This is a genomic window from Neotamlana sedimentorum, assembly GCF_000943565.1.
GTDB lineage: Bacteria > Bacteroidota > Bacteroidia > Flavobacteriales > Flavobacteriaceae > Neotamlana > Neotamlana sedimentorum.
In genome coordinates this window covers 60,323-80,321 of sequence record NZ_JTDW01000003.1, presented here as the reverse complement: position 1 = coordinate 80,321, position 19,999 = coordinate 60,323, and the positions used below count along the sequence as shown (strand labels likewise).

The following is a 19,999-nucleotide window of genomic DNA, read 5'->3' as shown; positions in this document are numbered from 1 at the left end:
TATATCTTATTTAATTAGTTTTTTACTTAATTCTTCTAAAGTAATCCCTTTCGTTTCTGGCATCATAAATATTACAAAGAGTAACTGGAATCCCATCATGATGGCAAAAAAGAGAAAAACCATACCTGCCCCTATTGTAGAAAATAGTACAGGGACTAAAGAAGGTACAACCGCTGCCAATACCCAATGTACCGAACTGCCAAAGGATTGCCCCGAGCCTCTTAAATGATTGGGGAAAATTTCTGAAATAAACACCCATATCACTGTACCTTGACCTATAGCATGTGCGGCTATAAACATGAACAGAAATATGGGCATTAAGCTACCTTCCCAACTAAAAAAGAAAGCAGCGGAAACTAAACTCAATGAGATTATATAACCAAATGAACAAATGTACATAAGCTGTTTTCTTCCTAATCTATCAATTAGAAAAATCCCTAAGAGTGTGAAAATTAAGTTCGTAACACCTACACCTATGCTGCTTAAAAGTGCTGAACTTTCGGCAAGACCTGCTTCTGTTAAAATTCTAGGAGCATAATAAAGTAATGCATTGATTCCTGATAATTGATTAAAAAAAGCAATTAAAAATGCAAGCACTAAAGGAAACCTATACTTCTTTAAAAATATATTTTCATTAGGTATGGTGTTTTCCATCTCGTCCTTAATCTCTAACATGAGTTTTTCTGGATCTTGATCGGGATTTATAATTTTTAATACACCTATGGCTTCACTATTTCTAAATTTAGTTAACAACCATCTTGGACTTTTAGGTATTGTACAAGCAAAGACTGTATAGATTGCCGCAGGAACGGCTTCAATACCAACCATCCATCGCCATGCATTTTCACCTATATTGTTTAATAAGTAATTCGATAAAAAAGCAATAAGGATACCAAATACAATATTGAACTGGTATAAACCAACTAATTTGCCTCGGTCTTTTGCGGGCGCTATTTCTGAGATATAAGCCGGAGCTGCAATGGTTGACGCTCCAACCCCCAAGCCGCCTATAAATCTGAATACTGCAAAAGTTATGGGATCATTAGAAAGAGCAGATCCTATTGCGGAAATGGTATATAAAACACCAATCCATATTAAAGTATTTTTACGTCCTAATTTATTAGTAGGTATACCTCCAAAAAAAGCACCAATTACCGTACCCCATAATGCCATACCTATTACAACTACACCATGGAACATATCTGAAGACCCCCATAATAATTGTAACTTCTTTTCTGCACCCGAGATGACTACAGTATCAAATCCAAAAAGAAAACCAGCCAAAGCTGCAGTAATGGACCATATTAGTATTTTTTTGTTCATGTGGTGGTGGTATTTAGTTTAGCTAGTTGCAATTTAGATTGAAAGCACAGATATGGCTTTTAGATATGTATCAAATGAATTCAAAATTGTTAAGTAATCATCTAAATTAACATAATATACTCGTTATCAGTTATTTAAGTATTTTTTAAGTTTTAACAAATAATTAAGAGATTCAAAATTGTTACATACTATGTTCAAAAATGTTACCTATAATTAACTAAAAAAGTTGTGAATTTCATAAAAAACACCCATAATAATCAACAATAAGACTATTAATTGACTATAAAAATGATAAAATCACAAAAATATATATGTGTTTTTTATTATTATGCACTGTAATAATAAGATAAAAGCTGCCTCTAGTTATCCTCTAAAAGCTTTAGGCGATTTATTGAATTTGTTTTTGAAGCTTGTGGAAAAGTAATTTGGAGAAGAAAATCCGGTAGCATAGGCTATTTCCGATATTGTTAATGGCGTATTGATTAGCATGTTTTTTGCTTTTTCCAATCGAATATTTTGAATATAGTCGCTAATGTTTACACCCATTATGGCTTTCATTTTTCTGTAAAGCTGAATTCGAGATATATTTAGATCGTTTGCTAAATTTTCAACAGAAAATTTAGAATTGTCTATGTTCTTATTTATTATTTTATTCAAATCAGAAACAAATTGTTGTTCCATAGATCCAAAACTGCTTGAATCGTCTATACTATGAACGTTATTTACAAAGTAGTATCTAAGTTTTTCTCGATTATAAATAAGCGTTTTTATAGACTGTGCTAAAATGGCAAAGCTAAATGGTTTGGTTAGGAATAAATCTGCTCCAGATTCCAAACCTTTAATATAAGATTCTTTATTATTTAAAGCTGTTAAAATGATTGTGGGAATGTGGGACGTTCTTAAATCTTTCTTCAAAATCTCACAAATATCAAAGCCACTTTTTTCGGGTAAGTTTATATCGCATAAAATAATGTCGGGTATAATTTCAAGCGCCTTTTCAATAGCGTTTGTGCCATCTGAAAAGTGCACCGTATACTCTGCCGATAACTTTGTTCTCAAAAATTTCACTAAATCGAGGTTATCTTCAATTACTAAAACCGAATAGTTATCTTCATCATTCACAACTAATGGTTCGGTAAAACTGTCGTCTTCATAATCTAAATTAGAATTTAAAAGTGAACTATCGACCATATCGGCCTCATAAATAATTTCATCGGAACTCAAATGGGCTTTATCCTTATATAGGGAAATTATAAATTCTGCTCCATGTTTTGAGATAACCTCAATTGAACCTTTATGCATTTCGATAAATTCTTTCGATAAATGCAAACCTATTCCAGAGCTTGCTTTATTATTGTTTGAACCTTGAAAAAAAGCAAGAAACACATTATCCATTTCCTTCTTAGGAATGCCAATTCCAGAATCCTTAAAATGAATTTTGACAAAATTACTATCTGGTTTATCTTGAATTTCTATTGAGATTTCCCCATTATTAGGGGTGAATTTAAAAGCATTGGACAGTAAATTAAAATACACCTTATCCATTAAATTTCTATCTATATAAACCGATAAATCTTCATTATTGGTGCTTAGTGTGAAATTAATGTTACGCCTTTGTGCTTCGCGTTCAAAATCTTTGAAAATGATATTTGAAAATTGATACAAATTTGTTTTTGACGCTCTTAATATAAACTTACGATCTTCAACCTTTCTAAAATCAAGCAGTTGGTTAATCAATCGCAACAATCGTTTAGAGTTATTAAATATTAACCCCACTTCGCTTAAAAGCTTACTATCCTTTATTGCTTTGTTTTCTGCTAATGATTCTATTGAAGATAAAATTAATGTAATAGGTGTTTTAAACTCATGGGACAATCCTGTAAAAAAATTAACTCTGGCGTCGTTACTAATTTTAACCTCTTTTGCTATTTTCTTAATTTGGTTACGTTGAACCGTTATTTTTTTATTACGGATTTCCAACTCACGTTTTTTCTTTTTTATATTATATGCTGAATAAATACTAAATGCTGCCAAAAGCACACTAATAATTAATAACCCCAAGAGTACTTTTAAAATATTACTTTGAGTTGAATAGGTTTGTTCCTGTTTTTTAATTCTATCTTGTTGTATTTCTATGTCATTCTGATGTTTATTGATTCTATCATACTGGTTTTTCATTATTTCGGCATTTCTATAATCAATGATCGTGGTATTTAACTTATTGTTTTTTGGAACATTTTCATTTCGCAAAATTTTCATTGCAATTTTTATGGCTTCATGACCACCTGTTGGATATAGTATGGTTGCCGATAACACTCCATTTTGCACTAAATCTATACCATTATTTGAGCCGTTTAAGCCATCTACGCCAATAAATTTAATGGTTTTTTCTAGCCCTTTAGATTTTGCTATTTTCCAAGCATTGTAGGCAATATCGTCATTAAATGCAAACACAAAATTTATTGGTTTCACACTTAACGAATCTAAGATTTGAGGCATTCGTTGTTCAATTTCTTCATCTTTAACACTACGAACAACAGATAAACTTGCTTCGCTTTTTACAATTTTATGAAACCCTAAATGGCGTTCAATAACTGGCGAAGAATTATCACTTCCCTTAATTTCTAAAATATTGGCTTTTTTTTCGTTTAGAGAAGCAATATAATTTGCAGCATTTCGACCAACATCTATGTTATTTGCCCCAACAAAAGCAGTAAATTTTTCTGAATTAATTTTACGATCAACAATAATAACAGGAATCCCTTTATCATAAGCTTTTTCTACTAAAGGAACCAATGGCTCTGGACGTAATGGCGAAATTACAATAACGTCAAATCCATTATTTATCATGAATTCAATATGTTTTTTTTGAAGCTCTATATTTTCATTCGCCTGAAAAACAGTTAAATTTATATCCGTATGCAATGATGCTTCAACTTGCATTTCATGATCCATTGCTTTTCTCCAATCATCTTTACTAATGCATTGCGAAAAACCTATCTTATATAATTTCGTTTCATTATCATTACACCCAAATAAGACAAAAAATATTAATAAAATGAAGTAATTATATGTGGTATATTTTTTTATTCTAGACATTTTTCGAAGATATTAATATTAATTTATCTGACGGTTTAGTAATTGGAATCAACTTAAATTTAATAATAAAAACGGCACAGAAATTATATATCACTGCCATTTTATATCTTTATTTTAACTGTAAATCATATACCACAGAAATATCATCTTAGTTTAAATTTAACTGTTTATTTAATTTTGTTTCTATTGTGAATAGCACTTTAATCTATTCTCAATTATTATAAATTTAAGCATAAAAGGTAACTATAAAAATTAGTTATTTTCAAAAGGATTCGTTTTTATCTTTTAATTTATAACACTTTAAAGCTTCACCCCAATTTATTATGGGCTTTTAACATAGTCTATTAGTAAGGTTTTTAACAAATGTAGTACACTTTGTTGGCACAAATAAAAACCCTACTCTCAAAATCCTTGAAAATAGGGTGTTTTAATAAAAAATATGTACTCAAGGTGGGAATCGAACCCACACTTCCGAAGAAACTGGATTTTGAATCCAGCGTATTTGACTATACATTTTATCATATTCATTCATAATCAATTGTTTAATAGATGTTTAATATTATATTATTATATCTGATATGATTTAAAATCAATAAATGTTGTACCTATGTTGTACCAAAAATGATTATCTTTATAATCTAAATTTAAAGGTATGGCCTCAAATGCAAAAGTTGTTATAAGAAAAAAAGCTAATAAAGAAGGCCTTTATCCTTTGGCAATCCGTATTACAAAAAACCGTCGGTCAACATATCATTATGTTGGTCATTATATCGATTTAAAAGATTGGGATGAGAAGAACCTACGAGTTAGAAAATCCCATAATAATGCAGACAGATTAAATAATTTGATTTCTACAAAGCTTTTAGAGGCTAATAAAGCTCTTGTAGATTTACAGTCTGACAAAAAGGACTTTTCCGCAAATCAGATTAAAGAAGTTCTTTACACGGATACTAAAGCAAACACCTTTTACGAAGTTGCAAACGATATTCTTTCCGAGCTTGAATCAAATAAAAAACTATCTCAACTGTCAGCAGATAAGGCTCGTGTTAATCACGTTATAAACTTTTACAAATCCAAGCAGTTGACCTTTCAAGAAATAGACGAAGCCTTTTTGAGAAAATTCAAAATTTATCTCAAGAAATTAAATCTTTCAGAAAGGTCTATAGTTAATAATCTTGTAGTCATAAGAACAATTTACAACAGGGCCATAAAAACGGGAATTGTTGATAGAAAGCTTTATCCCTTTGGATCTGGTAAGATTAGAATAAAATTTCCCGAAACAGAAAAAATTGGTTTGACAAAAAAGGAAATTAAGTCATTCGAGTCTACAACAAATCTTACTAAAAACGAAATTCACGCCCGAAACGTTTGGCTTTTCAGTTTCTATTTTGCTGGAATAAGAGCTGCTGATATTCTTAAAATTAGGTGGTCGGATATTTATGACGGAAGGCTTCATTACCGTATGAACAAGAATTCCAAATTACTTTCCCTCAAAATACCGGAAAAAGTTTTCTCTATTTTGGAAAATTACAAATCAGAAAAGCAGAACAATGATGATTTTATTTTTCCCGAAATGAAAAAAGCGGATATCAACGATGCAAAAGATGTTTATGCAAAAACCAAAACAGCTACAAAAAAATTCAACAAATATTTGATAGAGGTCGCGAAAAAAGCAAAAATTACTAAAAAAGTAACTATGCATATTGCAAGGCACAGCTTCGGTCACATTTCAGAAGATAAGATTCCGATTAAAATGCTTCAAAAGCTTTATAGACACTCATCCGTCACTACCACAATAAAATACCAAGCTAATTTCATCCACAAAGATGCTGATGATGCTTTGGATAGTGTTATTGATTTTTGATCATACAACAACTTTTTTAATAAATGAAAAATCAAAATTTAAATAAATTCAATATTTATGAGCATTTAAAGGAATTAAGAGCCCATTCTTTGAGTACACCTTATTTTCTTGCCAATCAAGACACTTATAAGCAAGCATCTATAAACTTTCCATTTAGAACCTTTGCGTATGGAATTGGCATCACATACTCTGGCAAAAGAAGACCATTTCAAATTGGCAGTATGAAATATTATACTGATACTGGCAGTCTAGTTACTATTGGACCCGGTATAGTATGCCAATGGAAGGGAGAATATCAGGCAGTCCACGATACGATTTATTTTACAGAAGAACTTTTTAAAGATGGTTTAAAACCTTCATTCTTAAAAGAGATGTCGTGTTTCAATGCTGGAGGAAATCACGTAATAAATATATCAAACCAAAACGTTGAAAATTTTAAAGTATTATTTCAGTCCCTTAAGGATTTGAGTGATAACGATGACTTGGTGCCAGGCATTATTTATTCAATTTTAATGTTGGTAAAACGCTGTCATCGGATTGATGACAGCCAATTTCGAAATACGTCCCAAAAAGAAAAGCTGACCTCTGATTTCAAAAAATTAATCCCTGTTTACTTTCAAGAAAATAAAGAGGTAGCCTTTTACGCAGATAAATTGAACATAAGTCCAAAATATTTAAGTGAAGTATTACTTTCTGAAACGGGAAATACTGCAAAGTCTCTCATCCTCCAACATATTTTTTTAGAAGCAAAGAGTCTATTGCGCCAAACGAGTATGACAGTACAAGAAATTTGTTTTTGGCTAGGGTACGATGATACTTCCTATTTTACCAAAGCTTTCAAAAAGCACGAAGGAATGACCCCACTTTCATATAGAAAATTGTGATTTTAGAGAACCGCAAAAATTACCATTTTTACGGAGTTAACCACATAACGAGTTTCTTTAAATAAATGTTCTTTTGTATTTGTAATTGGCAATGCTATGCTTTTAAAAGAATGCCAGCCAGAACAAAGGAACAGATGAATATAACCATAATACTCGGTAGCGTGCGCCAAGAGAGACAATCTCACAGGCTTGCATATTTTTTAAGGAATAAGCTTAATGAACTAGGGCAAGACACGAAGATTGTTGATTTAACTTTGACCCCGTTACCTATTTACGGTCAGGTAGGAACCGATATTTCGAATGTTGAAAATATAGGTTCTGTCATATCCAAAGCAGAAGCTCTCATTTTTGTGACGCCTGAGTATCACGGCAGTTATTCTGGTGCTTTAAAAAATTTATTAGATTATTACTGGCGTGAATTTCATAAAAAACCAATAGGGGTAGCAACTGCTTCTGCTGGTAAAATGGCAGGCATCAACGCGTCCACACATTTACAGCAACTAATATTGAGTTTGGGCGCTTACCCTATGCCTTTAAAATTACTGGTGCCAGAAATACAGAGCGCATTTTCTGACGATTATAGTTCCTTGAACTCTTCTGTCACGAAGGATGCAAAGAAATTCATCGATGAATTCCTGTGGTTTTCAGAAGCCATTGTAACCAAAAAAGAAGCTACACTTCTTTTGGAGAAAACAAAGAAATAGAAAGCCGACTCTTAAAATTAACCTTTGTAGACAATTACTAATCTGAATAAATAAACGAGCTATGAACACAGCACAAAAATCTATTGGAGCTTGGGTAAAAATAACGAATGATGTATTTACAAACCTAACAAGAACCACAAAAGACTATGGTTCTTTCAACAGACTTGAATGGCAATTTCTAAATTATTTGAAAGAAAACGAAATAACCACCGAAACAGCAATCACTGATTTTTTAAGCTTTTTCACTAAAGAAAATGAAATCAAAACTTTAATTGAACATTTTGAAAATGAGGGGCTAATCTCTTCAGTAAACAGCGGTTATCAAATTACCCGAAAAGGGAAAATGGCCTATTCCGAGGTTTTAAAAATTCAAGAAGAAATTAAGGTTGCAGCAATGAAAGGCATTAATGATGAAGCTTATGAGACTACGATTTCAACATTGAGCCAGATGATTGAAAATTTAAAACCTTATTCACCCAACTAAAGAACACCTTTTAGATTCATTCTCAGGTTCAAAAACCGATTATATAATAAAAAAATCAAATCAAAATTTATATGTATAAATTTTATTTCAGTATCGCGGTTTTGCTCTTATTGTGCTGCAATAGCGAAGTACATAATTCAGAGTTACTTTTGCTATTTAAAAAGAAACAGTATCAGAGACTAGAATCTGAAAACAACGACCCAAACTCTTCGCTTTATTATTTTTATAAAGCTGTATTCTCAAACGTGACCAACAAACCTAGAGAATCCAATCAGTATCTCGACAGCTTGCAATTAGAAGAAAATCAAATTCCAGATAGTTTGTCCTACGAAATAGTGAAGTTACGAAATGATAATTATATCAAACTATTCGATTATCAAAACGCTTACAGTACCGCAACCGAATTAACCTCAAAATACCGCTCATTTATAAAATCTGAGGATGTAGATGATGAAGCAAATGCAGCAAAAATATGGAAAACCTTAAAAGCGCAAAAACCTCAAAAAGTTCATCAATTTAACAGAACAAGCATACCTGTTACTCGCGATTTGGCACAACTACCCAATGTCGAAATTGAATCAAACGGAAAAAAAATGAATTTTGTTTTTGATACCGGAGCTGGTATCTCGAGTATTCAGGAAAGTGTCGCTATAGAATTGGAAATGATTTTTATGGATGATTTAGGAATAAAAATAAAAGGATTTAACGGCATTGACAATGACATTAAAATTGCATTGGCAAAAGAGTTAATCATAAATGGAATCCTAATTGAAAATGTGCCTTTTCTGGTTTTTAAAAATGAAGCCCTCACATTTGCGAATGGTGCGTACAAAATAAACGGCATTATCGGATTTCCCATTGCAAAAGAACTTGGCACCATTGAGATTTTTTCTGATAGACTTGTTGTTTCAAAAGGAGCGGAAAATAAAAGTGAACTTAGAAAAAACCTATTCGTAGAATCACTACACCCTATCATTCTAATGAATTACCAACAAAAAACAATTCCTTTTATTTTAGATACAGGTGCTCAACAATCACAATTTTCAAAGCAATTTTATGAGACATTTAAAACCACCTTAAGAAATGAAAAATCAGAAAATAGGAAGCTAGAGAGCGCAGGCGGAAGTAGAGAATACAAAGCAATTGTGTTGGAAAACATCGTATTGAACCTCGGTGATAAGGATGTAAAGTTTAATAATGTCGAAGTAGATATAGAAAATGACCACATATTAGGAAAAGAATTTTATGGGAATATTGGTCAAGATTTACTTAAAAATTATGAAAGTGTGACTATAAGTTTTGAACATAATTATCTACTACTTAAAAATTAGTTATGCAATTGCTAAAAAAAATATCAAAACAAGGATGAAAGTTGAGGATTTTAAACATTTTAAAGGGCAACATTGCGAGACAACCGCAACCGGAACGCTATTAAAGCAAATGGGAGTAGAGTTTTCCGAACCTATGCTTTTTGGATTGGGCGAAGGTCTTGGATTCATCTTTTGGAATATGAAAACGTTGGATTTTCCCTTTATTGGCGGTCGTATTAAAACGGATCTAGTGACAGAAAATATCTGCAAGAACTTAAACCTACATTTGGAGGTTGAAGAAACTTCCTCGAAAACGAAAGCCTGGGAAAATGTTAAAAAACATATCGACCAAGGCAATACTGTCGGACTAAAATTGGACTGTTACCATTTAGAATATTTCACAAGCAAATTTCATTTTGCAGGTCATTATGTTGCGTTTTACGGCTATGATAAAGAATTTGCCTATTTGATTGACACTAACCAACAAGGCGGAAAAGTCAAAACGACTTTAAAAAGCCTTCAATTGGCGAGAAATGAAAAAGGCCCAATGTCCTCAAAAAACAGAAGCTATACAATTCAAAAAAAAGAGCCGATGACCGACTTGAAAAAAGCCGTAAAACAAGCGATAAAAAATAATGCTACTGAATTTCTCAATCCACCAATCAAAAATATCGGTTACAAAGGAATTCTGAAAACAAGTTCGGAAATCAAAAAATGGTTTCAAAACAGTAATAATGTGAAGGATGAATTTCAAATGTCTGCAAGCCTAATGGAAAACGCTGGAACTGGAGGTTCATTATTCAGAAATCTATATCGGGATTTCTTAAAAGAAAGTGCCGAATTATTGAAATCAGCTGAAATTGAAGAGGCCTATCTGGAATATTCAAAAATTGCAGAACAATGGAAAACTGTTTCAGACTTATTTTATCAGGCAGGAACAACAAAGAACATTAAATATGTGAATGAAGCGTCCAACATTTTATCAAAATTATCTGAAAATGAAAGGATGCAGATGGTGAAGCTGGAAAAAGCCTGTATGTAGCAAAGAATTAAAGAAAATGCAAACAATTTATTCAAGTAAGTGAGAAATAATAGAATCCTAAGAAAATAGTAAAGCATAGCACTTAATATACGGTTGAATGAATAACGTATAAAAGAATGACACAGCAAGAATTACTAGAATATCGATTCAAAAACCATTTGTTGTGCCCCAATAACAAAGGGCAAAGTACACAAGAAATTGTGCGGTATTTCGGGGCCATACAGGCTCAAAACTACACAATGGCAAAATGGGCTATAGGTTCTAGGCTGGTTAACGCTACCTATTTAAAAATTGAAGAAGATTTTAATTCTAACAAAATCCTAAGAACACACATATTAAGACCTACTTGGCATTTTGTTGCACCCCAAGATATTCGATGGATGTTGGCTTTGACTGCTGTTAGAATAAAAGCTGGAAACAAAAATCATCATCAAAGATTGGGAATAGATTACGAAATATTGAAAAGAAGTAAGAAATCAATTCAAAGAGCTCTGTCTGGAAAACGGTTCCAAACTCGCTCTGAATTAAAAAAGAATTTTGAGAAAGACCATATCAATTGTGATGATGAAAGACTAGGTTTTTTATTAATGGATGCCGAATTAGATGGGCTTATCTGTAGTGCCGGTAATAAAGGAAAGGAAATGCTATATGGTCTTTTGGATGAGATTGTGCCAAAAACCAAATCTTTGTCTAGAGACGAGTCTTTGATGACTTTGGCTCAAATCTATTTTAATAGTCGAGGTCCTGCTACTGTGTATGATTTTGCGTGGTGGTCCGGATTGACAATTAAAGATGCAAGAAAGGGCATTGAGTTGAGTAAAGAGCTAACTTTCGTTTATTTAGAAGCTCAAAAATATTGGTTCAATAGAAGCTTGCTTCATAAGCATATTGTAAAAAGAGAAACTATCCATTTGTTGCCTGCTTTTGATGAATATTTAATCAGTTATAAAGACAGGTCATTGATGGTCGAAAATGAGGACAAAGGAAAAATTTTTACCCGCAACGGAATTTTCAAGCCAACATTGATTGCTAATGGAAAAGTTATAGGAATATGGAGAAAAAGTATAAAAAATAAAGAAATAATAATTGATTATTTCGGTTCTAAAAATAAATTGAACCTTCCCTTAATAAAAGAAATTGAAGATAGATATTCTTACTTTATCAATCATTAATCTTCAGTAAAGCGTCTCGCAACTCAACTATCACACAAACGGAAAAAAGTACCATTTATACAGAATTGTTGCCCTAGAATAGAATTTCAGATATGTGCATATTTGAACTATACTTTAATAATAAACAATTCCAAAAATGAAATCAAACCTTACACCTTTCAAAATCCAAATTTCCGATAAAGTCCTGAATGATTTACAGACCAGACTATCATTGACCAGATGGCCCGATGAACCTGAAAATGCAAATTGGAGCTATGGAACCAACCTTGAATACTTAAAGGAACTGGTACACTTCTGGCAGAACCAATATGATTGGAGAGCCAATGAAAAACACCTTAACCAATACCCTCAGTTTAAAGAGACTGTTGATGGAGTTGGAATTCATTTTGTTTACATAAAAGGGAAAGGGAAAAACTCAAAACCCCTTATTTTGACACACGGATGGCCAGATAGCTTTTATAGATTCTACAAAGCAATCCCTATGTTGACAGAATCCAAAGAAAGCAACAATCCATCTGACTTTAGCTTCGATGTTATCATTCCATCCATTCCAGGGTTTGGGTTTTCGGATAAAACTGCTTTGGATGATGACCGAACCGCTAAAATATGGAACTCCCTAATGACAGATATTTTAGGATATAAAGAATATTTTGCCGCTGGAGGGGATATGGGAGCAAATATCACAAAGTCGCTTGCAAATCAATTTCCTGATGCCGTAAAGGCCATCCATCTTACTGATGTTGGCTACCCGAACGGTAGTGAGGACTGGTCACAAATGTCAGAAGCTGAACAAAAGTTTGGACAACATATTCAACAATGGTTTTACACCGAAGGAGCATTTAATATGGTTCAATCCACAAAGCCGCAAACATTAGCTTATGGGCTTAATGATTCACCGGTGGGCTTGGCAGCTTGGATTATAGAAAAATTCAATTCTTGGAGCGATAGTAATGGAAACATTGAGAATTGTTTTACCAAAAATGAACTGTTGACCAACATAATGATTTATTGGGTTACAGAGACCATAAATAGTTCTATAAGAACTTACAAGAACGTTGCAATGGCAAGTTATTCAGGAGGCTTAAAATCTTCTGAATATGTTGAAGTTCCAACTGGTGTTTCTGGCTTTCCTGGCGAAGCGCCAGTTCCTAAAGAATGGATGGAAAGAAAAGTAAATTTGAAAAAATTAAGTTATCCATCCAAAGGTGGCCATTTTGCAGCAATGGAAGTTCCAGAGTTCTGGACAAAAGAAATTACATCGTTCTTTTTCGGACTCAAAGTAATCACATTATTAAATTAATCAGATTTCTCTAAACCCTTTAGTGAACGAGCTTTGATACAAATATGGTTGAAATTTTTAAAACAGACATATCAACGGAAAAAGAAGCGAAAAAGGTCAAAAGGAAATTAGAGAATTTATTTCCCGATTACAAAATAAACTTTGATTTGGAAGATTGTGACAATATTCTAAGATTAGAAAATAACTACATCGATATATCCTTAGTAATAAGTGTTTTAACAGAACATAAAATCGAATGGTTAGGTGATTAATAAAAGTAATGAACTTAATTATTAGTTAATACATACAACATTGATTCTTAAACTGTGGACAAAAACACATAATAAATGATTACAAATAATAGTCAGATAGTTTCATCGGTAAACAAAAATTTATTCAACTATAATTTTAAATGACAATTATGCCTACTAATAGTTTCATCCTAAAACTCTACGCAATATCATTGACCTTTATTTTGGGTTACATCATTTTATCTGGATTTACCTCCGATGTAACTTCTAATGAATTCAAAGAGATTACTGTGGAACGAATAAATGTGGTGGAACCTGACGGTACATTGGTTATGGTTATAAGCAATTCAAAAAAGCAACATCCGGGAATGTTTGATGGTGAGGTATTAGAAGAACGTGTGAGACCTCCTGGGGTTATCTTCTTTAATGAAGAACAAGATGAAGTTGGAGGATTGATCTATTACGGGAACGAAAAAGAAGGTGCTGGTATGGCCTTATCACTTGATCAATATAAAAATGACCAGGTAGTACAGATACAGTATCAACGAAACGCAGAGGGCAAACAACAATATGGTTTAAATGTATGGGATCGATCGCACACCTATACACTCCCTCACCTAATAACCACTCTTGATTCATTAAAAAAACAAGGAGTTCCTAGGAAGTCCATAATCGATACTTTAAAACGAATGAACGGCGGCAAACCAATTTCAGCACAAAGACTATTTACAGGCAAGAATTATGACGAGGAAGTTGGTGTGTTTATAAAAGATGAATTGGGTAATCCACGGATTAAAATTTTCATCGATAAAAACAATGAGCCCAGATTTCAAATTTTAAATCAAAGCGGAGAATTGGTCAAGGAATTGACTTCAGAATGAAAATTTTGTCCCGTGAATTAAATATGAACAGTCGTAAGACCATAATAACTGAGCTAAAATTTTATTAAAAAGCAAAAACAAGAGACTTGAATATAGAGGTGTATAATAAAATATTAAATAGAATTGCAACATTTAATAACCGACATATTAAATTCGTACAGAAGTGACATTTTGGAGGTTGAGAGAGCAAACGTTAATGATTTCAATAATGTTGAGAAAGGAATCTCAATTTCGCGGAAATGCCTTCAAAAACTACGCGTATGCCTAAGGGAAAATAAGTTTGAGAATCAAGCACAGGAAATCAAATTCTTTAAAGAACAAAAACCTTGCATTTATGCTCGATTAAAATTCTACGCAAAATGGTATCATTACCTTATTCAAAAACCTGAAGGAAGTATAAAAATTCAACGTAAATTTATAGATTCTAAAATAAAAAAGCTTCAAAAAAAGAATCTACGTAATCTTGATTTTGTTAAGTACTATAGAGAAAATGCTACCGTTTTAGATGAATTCTATTTTTTAAGAGGCAAGGACAATATTGGTTTGGTTTCTGACACATCACACTTTTATACCGATGCTGAATTTTCTACTAGCCACGACAATTCCGTAGCCAAAATTATTGCTTATGACCTCTTAATAAACCAATATTCTATTGAACTAATCCGACTCAGAAAACTATCTCTAGGTAAATCAAAAAAAGTTAACCTATTACCCAATGATGAACGACTTAGTTGGACAGCCTCAAAAACAGACCTAATTGAATTGATATATGCTTTACAGGCTTCGGGAGCTATAAAAAGTGGTACTGCAGGAATTAAGGAGATGGCTTCTGCTTGTGAATACATTTTTGAACTTAATCTTGGCAATGTTTACAGAACTTTCCTCGAAATAAGAGAGCGGAAAATCGACCAGACAAAGTTTATCGATAGATTGAAAACAAATCTTTTAAGAAGAATGGAAGAAACGGACGGTTAACGCTTTTAGTTTCAAAAACTGTTAAATTTTTTCCCAAGTTGGGTATTACTTGGGAAAAAATAAAATTAATTTTAGTTAATATAATTTAGTGTTGGTATATTATAGCGCACGCCCTAATCTAACCCATTTTAAACCATTGGAAATGAGGTAATAAAAACACCCAACTTGGGTTAAGCTTGTGAATAAAAACCAACAATCCTATTCATATTTGTAGAACGAAAGTCAAATCAGGTAAAGGACTATCAATTTAAAATTTCTGACAGTCCTTTTCTTTAAAACCGTTCTATTATGCCGACAAGTATTATCACCATAGACGACCTTCGGGAATTCAAAATGGAATTGCTCGATGACATTAAAAAACTACTTACCAATCAGTCAAAAGGAAAACTAAAAAAGTACCTCAAATCTTCAGAGGTTATGGATTTACTTCAAGTAAGTCCGGGCACTTTGCAAAATCTTCGCATCAATGGAACATTACCATACACAAAGGTTGGTGGCATTATCTATTACGATGCAGAAGAAATTCAAAATGTGATGACAGCCAACCGTGTAGACCACGGTGTAAACTCTTAAGCGATGAACTATATAAAGCTACTTAATGCGGCTTTTGAAAGGTTCTATTTTGATGACCGCCTAAATCCTACCCATATCAGTTTATATATGGCGCTGTTTCAAGAATGGAACAGCTCTCGGTTTATGAACGAATTCTATGTAAACCGACGGGAACTGATGCGCGTTGCCAAGATTGGTTCAAAATCAACATACCATAGATGCATTGTGGAATTAGATTCCTGGCAGTACCTATCTTACTTCCCATCTAAGAACCCTTACAAAGGCAGTAAAATCAAGATGGTCATTATTGGAACAAGTGATGGACCAGTTGTGGGACATTACAATCCCATTTTAGAACAGCTTGCGGAACAGTACCATTCCAGAGGTGTACCGCTTGAGGGACACCACCATCCTAAAAATGGACAGGCTTTGTACCAACACCGTCCCATAGATGGACAAGCATTGGTATCTAATACAAACAATATAAAACAAGAAAACAATATAAAACAACCAAAGGGCAGGCAGGCCGTTGTTTTATTTTTTGAAGAAAAAGGTTTTGATGCTGATGAAGGAAAAAAATTCTACGAGCATTATGCCGACCGAGAATGGCAAACGAGCGACAAAAAGCCGATACGGGATTGGCGCGCCTTGGCTACAAACTGGATGGACAGGACGGAACTTTTCGAAGAAGAAAACAAATCAAACAAAAAAGAAGTGTCCCAAATCAAGGACAACTTACGGACCACTAAAAACAAGGACTATGGACAACCCCTCTAAAATTATCGAAGGTGGCGTAGAATATTCGCTGGGAAAATTTGATGGGAAAAGCGTTCTGTACGACTTCCCAAAAATTTTGATTTATCTGAATGCCAAAGGCAAATTGCTCTTTGGAAAGAAATTCAGGATTTATGAAGAGGATAAGGATATCCTATTAGGACTATGTTCATACTTCATTCGGGACAAAGAAAATTGTGAACGCTATGAAATTGATGTTGAAAAGGGCATCCTGCTTTCCGGACCAGTAGGCTGTGGCAAGACAAGTTTAATGAAATTGCTTCGGCATATCGTACCAATGCAACGACCTTACGAAATGATTCCTTGCCGGAATGTAACCTTCAGCTTTAACCATTTAGGCTTCAAAACCGTTGAAGAATACGGCAACACCAAATTTTATTGCTTTGATGATTTAGGTGTTGAACCAGCAGGTCGTTTCTACGGCAAAGATTTGAATGTAATGGGCGAAGTGCTCTTATCACGATACGAGCTCTACCTAAATACTAAACGTAAAATAAAAACTCACGCTACCACAAATCTCAATGCTGAAGAATTAGAGGAACGTTATGGCAATCGTGTTCGAAGCAGAATGCGAGAGTTATTTAATCTTATTGCTTTTGATAAAGGTGCTGGAGATAAGAGGAAATGATTTTAGAATTAATACTTCTTATCCTTAATGGACCTCGGGTCATTTCCAGGTTTTACTGTATCACTATCTCTAATAGGCCCTCCATTTGGTTTATGAATTCTTACCTCACCACCACCGCTGTTAGAGGAAAATTGTTTCGCTATCTTCTCTGCCTCTTTTTGAGTCCGTGCTGTTGCCGAAGCATTTTGGCCTCCAGCTTTTTTTACATTCCAGTTTTTTTGTCCTTTTTTTTGCGTTACGTGATAATTTGCCATAAGATATTATTTTTAATTTTAAACTCTAGGTATGATTCTAGTTGCTGTTTTGATATCCACTGTATTAACTCCTAATGATTGTAATGTCTGTCTCATATCATTAAATACGGGTTCTTCTTTTTTAGGGTCTGAGATAGTTAAAATCGCGGTAAAAGGAACACCCTTTTTCGGGAGTTTAGCACCATCTCTAGCCAAATATTCCACATCTAATGACCAATCAGTAGTTGGACCCACTCCTTTAGGGAAAGTCTTTTCATAAACTTTTACTGGACTCCATTTGAAGGAATGTTGTATTTGGTCTTTTTCGTACAAACTACTCTCTCCATCATCTGGAGTGTATATTGACTTAAGACGTCCAACATATTTACCATCTCGATTTTGTTGTCGTAAATAGGCATCTATATTAATTCTCACAAACTCACTCCCATATTTATAATCAAAATCCGGAGTACTAACTATGGTCAATTTAGCCTTACCCGTACATTTTCCATTTTTCACAAGGGTCGAAGGCCAGCTGAATTTAAAACTCATCTTATGCCTATTGATTATTCTATTCGCAAAAACTAAAGTAATTGAAGATGGGTCTCCCTCAAGTATTTCCTCTGAACCATTTGGAATACCAAAGCCTATTAAGTCCTTTGCGACACTCGATAAATCTTTATTATCTAAAGAATTTGGTAACGTTGCATTATGAACGCCTAAGGCAATTAGTGTCTCTCTTGAGACAGCCCCTTCAATTGACGCATCTAAACTGGCCAAAGTTTTTGCTACATTGGGAGCTGCATAACTGGTGCCACACCCATCAATAATTTTACTAGTCCCATCTAATGAATATAACCCGTGACCGAATTTAGCACTTTTAGTTCCAGAACCTCCAATATGGGCAAAATCAGGTTTCAATCCAGCTCTTAAACCAGGGCCTCTGCAACTATAATTACTCAATGCATAAGGAATAGTCCCGTCGACATCTGGTGGGTTTAGGGCAGTAACGCTTATGTTTCTAGAGCTTTCTGCGGGAGTCTTGATTGTATCATTTCTAGATTTAGCTAATATTTTTAACGCCTCTAGATTATCATCTGGCCACTCTTTTCTAATCCAAGGTGCATTCGTGTTACCTGCTGATATGACAAAAATAACATCATTTTTCTCTGCTATTCCATCTAGTATTTGAGCTGGTAGACTGTAACCAGAAGTACTAGCGTGCTCATCAATATTTAAGCTGAAATTAAAAATTCTTACACCAGTTTCTATTGTTAGCTGTTGTACTGCTTCTTCAAGTTCATTGAAAAACTCAAGTGGTTTGGAATAATATGTAGAGTGTTTTTCTTGCTTTGGTAATATATCTAAATCGATGATTTTGCAACCGTCAAGTTCTTTACATATTTGTTGACCATTTAAACTTTGTCCTAGAATGGTTAATCCAGCAATGAAAGTTCCGTGAGCCTCATCTTTATCCGATGGACTTAATAAACCCCACCTCCTTTCAATCCAATCGGAATAAATGTCCGAAACCCCTCCGTCGACTATACAAATTTTTGGATATTGCTGATTCTCCTTAAACTTTGGAATCTTAAAATTTTCACCTGTAATAGAGGGTTTTCTTGAATAACTTTGCGTAATAATTGGCGGTAGGTTAATTTTCTTCACTAAAGGATGACTTTCCAAGAAATCTATTAACTTTGAATGTTTATCTATATTCAAATCAACTTCAATCGGCTTTTCATTTCTACCAGCGGAAGATGGGGACAGTGTCAGATTTACTTTTGCTGCATCAGAGCCTTTTTCAATTCTAATTCCAAAAATTGTTCCTGTACCAATTCTATCAACTAACTTCAAAGCAGTTACCCCTAATCCTAATTCTCTAAGTCCACTTATAAAGGTGCTGAACAGTTTCAACTTATCTTGTGGCAGCATATCCCAATCTTTTCTCGGAGGTGGAGAATCAAATAATTCTACAATATATGCTCCACCAGTACGGTGATTGGCAAGCCATTCAACTCCTTCTTTTAAGGAAAACTTTCGCTTATCACTTGCAGAATAAGGTAAAATTTCTTCAATCGCTCCAAGCTCACTCCTGTAAGTAGAAGGGTTTGCCACCAGTTTTCCATTCTTTTCTTTATATTTTGTCTTTAGTTCGGCACGTTCTATTCTTGAGGTTACATAATTGACGCTATCCGGATTTAACTCAACAAATAATTCTCCTAAGTCACCAGCACCAACAACTGGAGCGACATCAGGTTTGAACAGCTGTGAAGTTGGCCTATGGGATTTAGCTAATGCTGTTTGCTTTAGAATAACTTTTGCATAGGAAACAGGAGCATAACTACTGACAATTTGTAAAGACTTAATTTGATTCAACTGCTCCTGAATATTTTGCTTGTGAGCAATGAATTCCAAATCATTATCTTCAAAAAAGTCTTTATTTGAACCTCCTGGATTTCTTTCCCAAGACTCGATAAAATCGTTGGTGTTTAAAATTACTTGTACTGGACTATTTGACAT

Annotated in this window: 17 protein-coding genes; 13 read left to right on the top strand and 4 right to left on the bottom strand. The window is 33.6% G+C overall.

Annotated elements, in window-relative coordinates; genetic code table 11:
* Window positions 1-6: 6 nt before the first annotated feature.
* Both PW52_RS04665 and PW52_RS04660 read right to left on the bottom strand, forming a co-directional pair.
* A complete protein-coding gene (locus tag PW52_RS04665) occupies window positions 7-1,323 on the bottom strand; it encodes a sugar porter family MFS transporter (protein ID WP_044631769.1) in 1,317 nt (438 codons plus the stop codon).
* A gap of 363 nt (window positions 1,324-1,686) precedes the next feature.
* The gene (locus PW52_RS04660) at window positions 1,687-4,422 is read right to left on the bottom strand and encodes a substrate-binding domain-containing protein (RefSeq protein WP_044631768.1); all 2,736 of its coding nucleotides are present in this window, start codon (window positions 4,420-4,422) and stop codon (window positions 1,687-1,689) included.
* 652 nt (window positions 4,423-5,074) lie between these two features.
* Here PW52_RS04660 and PW52_RS04655 point away from each other — a divergent pair.
* The 13 genes from PW52_RS04655 to PW52_RS04590 all read left to right on the top strand — a co-directional run bounded on the left by PW52_RS04655 (window position 5,075) and on the right by PW52_RS04590 (window position 17,243).
* The gene (locus PW52_RS04655; protein ID WP_044631767.1) at window positions 5,075-6,286 is read left to right on the top strand and encodes a site-specific integrase; all 1,212 of its coding nucleotides are present in this window, start codon (window positions 5,075-5,077) and stop codon (window positions 6,284-6,286) included.
* Window positions 6,287-6,309: 23 nt separating this feature from the next.
* The gene (locus PW52_RS17050; protein ID WP_052823381.1) at window positions 6,310-7,170 is read left to right on the top strand and encodes an AraC family transcriptional regulator; all 861 of its coding nucleotides are present in this window, start codon (window positions 6,310-6,312) and stop codon (window positions 7,168-7,170) included.
* Window positions 7,171-7,280: 110 nt separating this feature from the next.
* Window positions 7,281-7,874, top strand: coding sequence for an NADPH-dependent FMN reductase (locus PW52_RS04645; RefSeq protein WP_205618118.1), 594 nt, complete (start codon window positions 7,281-7,283; stop codon window positions 7,872-7,874).
* A gap of 61 nt (window positions 7,875-7,935) precedes the next feature.
* Window positions 7,936-8,358 carry a hypothetical protein gene (locus PW52_RS04640; RefSeq protein WP_044631766.1) on the top strand — a complete coding sequence of 141 codons (423 nt, stop codon included), beginning with the start codon at window positions 7,936-7,938 and terminating at the stop codon, window positions 8,356-8,358.
* A gap of 287 nt (window positions 8,359-8,645) precedes the next feature.
* On the top strand, window positions 8,646-9,689 hold the full coding sequence (locus PW52_RS04635) for an aspartyl protease family protein (protein ID WP_165586754.1): 1,044 nt from the start codon (window positions 8,646-8,648) through the stop codon (window positions 9,687-9,689).
* Window positions 9,690-9,723: 34 nt separating this feature from the next.
* Window positions 9,724-10,710, top strand: a complete 987-nt coding sequence (locus PW52_RS04630; protein WP_044631824.1) for a BtrH N-terminal domain-containing protein — start codon at window positions 9,724-9,726, stop codon at window positions 10,708-10,710.
* Window positions 10,711-10,826: 116 nt separating this feature from the next.
* Window positions 10,827-11,882 (top strand): winged helix DNA-binding domain-containing protein, encoded by a 1,056-nt coding sequence (locus PW52_RS04625; RefSeq protein ID WP_044631765.1) that lies wholly within the window; start codon window positions 10,827-10,829, stop codon window positions 11,880-11,882.
* 136 nt (window positions 11,883-12,018) lie between these two features.
* The gene (locus PW52_RS04620) at window positions 12,019-13,182 is read left to right on the top strand and encodes an epoxide hydrolase family protein (protein WP_044631764.1); all 1,164 of its coding nucleotides are present in this window, start codon (window positions 12,019-12,021) and stop codon (window positions 13,180-13,182) included.
* Between the two features lie 400 nt (window positions 13,183-13,582).
* Complete coding sequence (locus PW52_RS04610; protein ID WP_131453972.1) at window positions 13,583-14,293, top strand: hypothetical protein; 711 nt, start codon at window positions 13,583-13,585, stop codon at window positions 14,291-14,293.
* 123 nt (window positions 14,294-14,416) lie between these two features.
* Window positions 14,417-15,268 (top strand): RteC domain-containing protein, encoded by an 852-nt coding sequence (locus PW52_RS04605; protein ID WP_044631761.1) that lies wholly within the window; start codon window positions 14,417-14,419, stop codon window positions 15,266-15,268.
* Window positions 15,269-15,556: 288 nt separating this feature from the next.
* Complete coding sequence (locus tag PW52_RS04600) at window positions 15,557-15,841, top strand: helix-turn-helix domain-containing protein (protein ID WP_044631760.1); 285 nt, start codon at window positions 15,557-15,559, stop codon at window positions 15,839-15,841.
* A 3-nt stretch (window positions 15,842-15,844) separates the two neighbouring features.
* Window positions 15,845-16,597, top strand: a complete 753-nt coding sequence (locus PW52_RS04595; RefSeq protein WP_044631759.1) for a hypothetical protein — start codon at window positions 15,845-15,847, stop codon at window positions 16,595-16,597.
* Window positions 16,581-17,243 carry an ATPase gene (locus tag PW52_RS04590; protein WP_044631758.1) on the top strand — a complete coding sequence of 221 codons (663 nt, stop codon included), beginning with the start codon at window positions 16,581-16,583 and terminating at the stop codon, window positions 17,241-17,243. The genes PW52_RS04595 and PW52_RS04590 overlap by 17 nt, the downstream gene beginning before the upstream one ends.
* A gap of 8 nt (window positions 17,244-17,251) precedes the next feature.
* Here the strand turns inward: PW52_RS04590 and PW52_RS04585 are convergent, their stop codons facing one another.
* Both PW52_RS04585 and PW52_RS04580 read right to left on the bottom strand, forming a co-directional pair.
* Window positions 17,252-17,497, bottom strand: coding sequence for a DUF2188 domain-containing protein (locus tag PW52_RS04585; protein ID WP_044631757.1), 246 nt, complete (start codon window positions 17,495-17,497; stop codon window positions 17,252-17,254).
* Window positions 17,498-17,515: 18 nt separating this feature from the next.
* Complete coding sequence (locus tag PW52_RS04580; protein ID WP_044631756.1) at window positions 17,516-19,999, bottom strand: S8 family peptidase; 2,484 nt, start codon at window positions 19,997-19,999, stop codon at window positions 17,516-17,518.